The organism is Cellulomonas rhizosphaerae (genome assembly GCF_003470205.1).
Taxonomy (GTDB): Bacteria; Actinomycetota; Actinomycetes; order Actinomycetales; family Cellulomonadaceae; genus Cellulomonas; species Cellulomonas rhizosphaerae.
The window spans coordinates 1-2839 of sequence record NZ_QWKP01000034.1; the positions used below are offsets into that span (position 1 = coordinate 1).

Consider the following 2839-nt stretch of genomic DNA (forward strand, 5'->3'; position numbering starts at 1 on the left):
GTCCTTGCCCAGCGCCGAGAGCACCGCGTGGGCGCTCTTCTTGACGATGGCCGCGCGCGGGTCGTAGTTCTTGTAGACGCGGTGCCCGAAGCCCATGAGGCGGACACCGTCCTCCTTGTTCTTGACCCGGTTCATGAACTCGGTGGCGTCGCCGCCGTTCGCCTTGATCTCGCTGAGCATCTTCAGCACGGCCTCGTTGGCGCCGCCGTGCAGCGGGCCGGAGAGCGCGTTGATGCCGGCAGCGACCGACGCGTACAGGTTGGCGTGCGACGAGCCGACGATGCGGACGGTCGACGTGGAGCAGTTCTGCTCGTGGTCGGCGTGCAGGATGAGCAGCTCGTCGAGCGCCTTGACGACCACCGGGTCGGGCTCGTACTGCTGGTACGGCACGGCGAACGTCATGCGCAGGAAGTCCTCGACGTACCCGCGGCTGTAGTCCGGGTACAGCAGCGGCTCGCCCTTCGACGTGCGGTGCACGTACGACGTGATCGTCCGCGTCTTGGCCAGGATCAGCACGGTGGCCAGCTCGACGGTGTCCTCGTCGAACGGGTCCAGCGACTCCGGGTAGAACGTGGACAGCGCGTTGATGGCCGACGACATGATGGCCATCGGGTGCCCGCCGCGCGGGAACGTGCCCATGAACGTGCGGAAGTCCTCGTGGACCAGCGTGTGCCGGTTGACGCGCTCCTCGAACGCCGCCAGCTCATCGGCCGTCGGCAGCTCGCCCTTGATGAGCAGGTAGGCGACCTCGAGGAACGTGGCCTTGCCGGCCAGCTGCTCGATCGGGTAACCGCGGTAGCGCAGGATGCCCGCGTCGCCGTCGATGTAGGTGACCTTCGACTCGCACGAGGCGGTGTTCATGAATCCGGGGTCCACTGTGACCAGCCCCGTGTCGCGCAGCAGGGTGGACACGACGACGCCGTCGTTGCCCTCCGTGGCCGGCACCACGGGCAGGTCCCGCGAGGTTCCGTCGACGACCAGCTCGACCGTGGTGCTGACTGTCGTATCGGTTCCGGTCATGCGTTACCTCCCAGGTGACCCGGGCGGGTCTGGTGCGCCGCGCCCGGGTGCGAATCGCTTAGCCGCGACCGATCGGGTCGCGCGTGCCGACCCCGCGTTGGACGTCGTCGGCCGACGCCTGACGCTACCTGCGCGTGCGCCCCGATGCCCAATCTCCGACCGGACGACCCGGACGTGATCCGCGTCACATCACGCGCCGGACAGGCGTGCGGCGGCCTCCGCGATGCGCTCGTCAGTGGCCGTCAGCGCGATCCGCACGTGGTCGCGGTCGCCGTAGAAGGCGCCCGGCGCGGCCAGGATGCCCAGGCTCGCCAGGTCCCCGACGGTCGCCCACGAGTCCTGCCCGCCGAGCTCCGGTCGCGTCCACAGGTAGAGCCCCGCGGCCGACGAGTCGACGACGTAGCCGGCGCCCTCGAGGGCCGCACGCAGCACGGTCCGACGACGGCGGTACCGCTCGCGCTGCTCGGCGACGTGCTCGTCGTCGTCCAGCGCGACCGCCATCGCCGCCTGGACGGGTGCGGGCACGATCATCCCCGCGTGCTTGCGGACCTCGAGCAGGCGGGCCACGAGGGCCGGGTCCCCGGCGACGAACGCCGCCCGGTAGCCGGCGAGGTTGGACTGCTTGGACAGCGAGTAGACGCTCATAAGGCCGGTGTGGTCGCGGCCGGTGACCTGCGGGTCGAGGATGCTCGGCACGCCCGACGTGGCCCACGGCTCGGCCCACGCGAGCTCGGCGTAGCACTCGTCGGACGCCACCACGACGGGCTTGCCCTCCCGCGCCGCCGCCGCACGGGCCGCCTCGACGACCTCGCGCAGCTGCTCGACCGAGAGCACCGAGCCGTCCGGGTTGCCGGGCGAGTTGAGCCAGACGAGCCGCACTCCCCCGCGCGCGAGCCGCGCCGCCGGGTCGTCGGTCGGCTCGGGCGTGGCACCGGCCAGACGCGCGCCGACGTCGTATGTCGGGTACGCGGCCCGCGGGTGCAGCACGACGTCACCCGCACCCAGGCCGAGCAGCGACGGCAGGAACGCGACGAGCTCCTTGGAGCCGACGGTCGGCAGCACCGCTGCCGGGTCGAGGCTGCGCACGCCGCGACGGCGCGCGAACCAGCGCACCACGGCCTCGCGCAGCTCGGGCGTGCCGTGCGTCGTGGGGTAGCCGTGCGCGTCGGACGCCTCCGCCAGCGCCTCGCGCAGCAGCGCGGGCGTGGGGTCGACCGGGGTGCCGACCGACAGGTCGACGATGCCCCCGGGGTGCTCGCGGGCACGCTGCGCGTACGGCACGAGGGTGTCCCACGGGAAGTCCGGCAGCGCGCCGGTCAGCAAGCCCATCGGGCGCGCGTCAGTCTTCGTGCACGCGCAGCGGGAGCGTGGCGATGATGGGGTGGTCCTTGGGGATCTCGCCCATCTTCGCGGCGCCACCCGGGGAACCCAGGTCGTCGAAGAACTCGACGTTGGCCTTGTAGTACTGGGTCCACTGCTCGGGGACGTCGTCCTCGTAGTAGATGGCCTCGACCGGGCAGACCGGCTCGCAGGCGCCGCAGTCCACGCACTCGTCGGGGTGGATGTACAGCGATCGCTTGCCCTCGTAGATGCAGTCCACGGGACATTCCTCGATGCACGCCTTGTCCTTGACGTCCACACAAGGTTCGGCGATCACATACGTCACTGTCGGTCCTCCACTAGCCGGGGTGTCCCTAGTATTCCGCACATGCACGACCACGCCATGCGCTGTCCACGCCTGCGGGCCACGTGATGCCCGCCACGTGGCGTGAGCTGCCCGTCGGGACCCGGGTCGTGGTGCGCCGGTTGCGCGACGACG

3 protein-coding genes are annotated in these 2839 nt (G+C 71.0%); all 3 read right to left on the reverse strand.

Annotated elements, in window-relative coordinates; all coding sequences use genetic code 11:
- Positions 1-1020: citrate/2-methylcitrate synthase (locus tag D1825_RS00405; RefSeq protein ID WP_118765577.1), on the reverse strand; the 1020-nt coding region annotated here is incomplete at its 3' end.
- A gap of 189 nt (positions 1021-1209) precedes the next feature.
- Positions 1210-2349, reverse strand: a complete 1140-nt coding sequence (dapC, locus tag D1825_RS00410; protein WP_138067017.1) for a succinyldiaminopimelate transaminase — start codon at positions 2347-2349, stop codon at positions 1210-1212.
- Between the two features lie 10 nt (positions 2350-2359).
- Positions 2360-2686: a ferredoxin gene (gene fdxA, locus D1825_RS00415; RefSeq protein ID WP_118765578.1), complete on the reverse strand. Its 327-nt coding sequence runs from the start codon at positions 2684-2686 to the stop codon at positions 2360-2362.
- Positions 2687-2839 lie beyond the last annotated feature (153 nt).

Bases quoted from the DNA above. Each gene is read 5' to 3' on its own strand.
- dapC (WP_138067017.1), bottom strand. From the start codon at position 2,349: ATGGGCTTGCTGACCGGCGCGCTGCCGGACTTCCCGTGGGACACCCTC.